Raw genomic sequence first — 1,636 nt, 5'->3', positions numbered from 1 at the left:
ATCAGGCGGCTTCTCTCGTGATGAAGAACTTCATGTACGGAATCACGGGTGTGACTCGTACAACCTTTGTGCCCCCGACAGGAGTCGAACCTGCGACCTACGGTACCGGAAACCGGCGCTCTATCCATGAACCCGGCGGGGTGCTCCCCCATCAGCAGCGTGTTGACGGCACCGGTGAGCTCCGCGTGACGATCCCGCGTCGCCGCGGCACGGAATGCCTGTTCCTTCAGCGGCATCGTCAGCGAGAGACCGCGCCAGGTGTCGTCGAGCTGAGCGAACACCGGCGCGAAGTCGTCGGCCGACACCTGGCGTCGTCCGTACTCCCAGTCGAGTCCGAGCACGCGGTAGGCGGCGGCATGCAGATCCGGGGACTTGGAATGCGCGATCGGGTCGCCCCAGACCGCCAATCGAGAGCGCGTCACCGTCTCAGCAGCCGCCATCGGGGTTCGCCCGGCACCACTCGCGCCACTTCTCGATCCCCTGCTCGTGCTCGGCCAGCGTCTGGGTGAACAGCGTCTCCCCGGTCGCGAGGTTGATCGTGACGAAGTACAGCCACGGACCGTCTGCGGGCTGCATCGCCGCCTTGATGGCGGCATCGCTCGGGCTGGCGATGGGTGTCGCGGGAAGACCGGTGCGTACGTAGGTGTTCCAGTCGTTGTCGTCCTCGAGGGCTTCCTTGGAGCTCGACACGACGCCTTCGTGCAGGGATCCGTACCCGTACTGCGCGGTGGAGTCCATCTGCAGCTTCATGTCGATGTCGAGACGGTTCTGGATGACCCGCGACACCTTCGGGAAGTCCTCGAGACGCCCCTCGCGCTGGATGATGGAGGCGATCGTGAGGATGCGTTCGGCATCGGCGTCGGGCACACCGGCTGCACTCAGCGACTCGCGGGTGCGATCGACCATGCGCTGGATGACCTGGGGCGCGGTGACTCCCGGATCGAACTCGTACACCGCGGGGAAGAGCCAGCCCTCCAGGCTCGACGCGTCCACGCCATAGGCCATGGGGTCCTGGACGGCCGCCTCGAAGTCGGCCAGCGGAAGCCCGAGAGTCTCCGCCATATCGGGCAGCGACGACACGATCGTGCCGCCCTCGGCGACCGAGACGGCGTTCGCCATCTTGTTGGCATCGTCCTTGAGCGCGGCGAGCGCGGCCTCCGCCGTCATCTTCTTCTGCAGGCGGTACACGCCCGGATAGAACGTGACCGCGAGGTTCTCGTCGACGATGTAGTCGTAGAAGACGTCTTCGGTCTTGGTCACACCGGCTTCGTAGAGCGCGGTGGACACCGGCCCACCCGTGTCGCCCTGCTTGATGGTGACGAGAGCCTCACCGTTCGCGAGGCCCGGCTCGTAGTCCTTCGACTCGCCCCACCCCAGGGCGCCGCTGATCTTGTCACCGTAGGTGCTCCATGCCCAGGCGTCACCTGCGGCGATACCGCCGAAGACCGCGAGCACGATGATCAGTGCGATCAGGCATCCCTTGCGGCGCTTCTTCTTCTTCGGCTTCGCCTGGACGTGGTCGTCGTGCGGAGCGAAGAGATCGTCGAGTCCTCCGCCGATCACCGGTTCCGGCGCATCGGTCGCGGGCGCCGGCATGACAGCGGGCGCGACCTGCGGCATGGCGCGGGTCGGGGTG

Annotated in this window: 1 protein-coding gene; it reads right to left on the bottom strand. The window is 66.3% G+C overall.

Annotated features, from left to right (window positions below; all coding sequences use genetic code 11):
* Nucleotides 1-426: 426 nt before the first annotated feature.
* Nucleotides 427-1,636, bottom strand: a 1,210-nt coding sequence (gene mltG / locus KZA10_RS14450; protein ID WP_218683232.1) for an endolytic transglycosylase MltG, incomplete at its 5' end; no start/stop codon positions are given.

It is taken from the genome of Microbacterium sp. BF1, from assembly GCF_019279095.1.
Taxonomy (GTDB): Bacteria; Actinomycetota; Actinomycetes; order Actinomycetales; family Microbacteriaceae; genus Microbacterium; species Microbacterium maritypicum.
The sequence above is the reverse complement of the archived record's forward strand: the minus strand, read 5'-3'. Positions and strand labels throughout refer to the sequence as shown.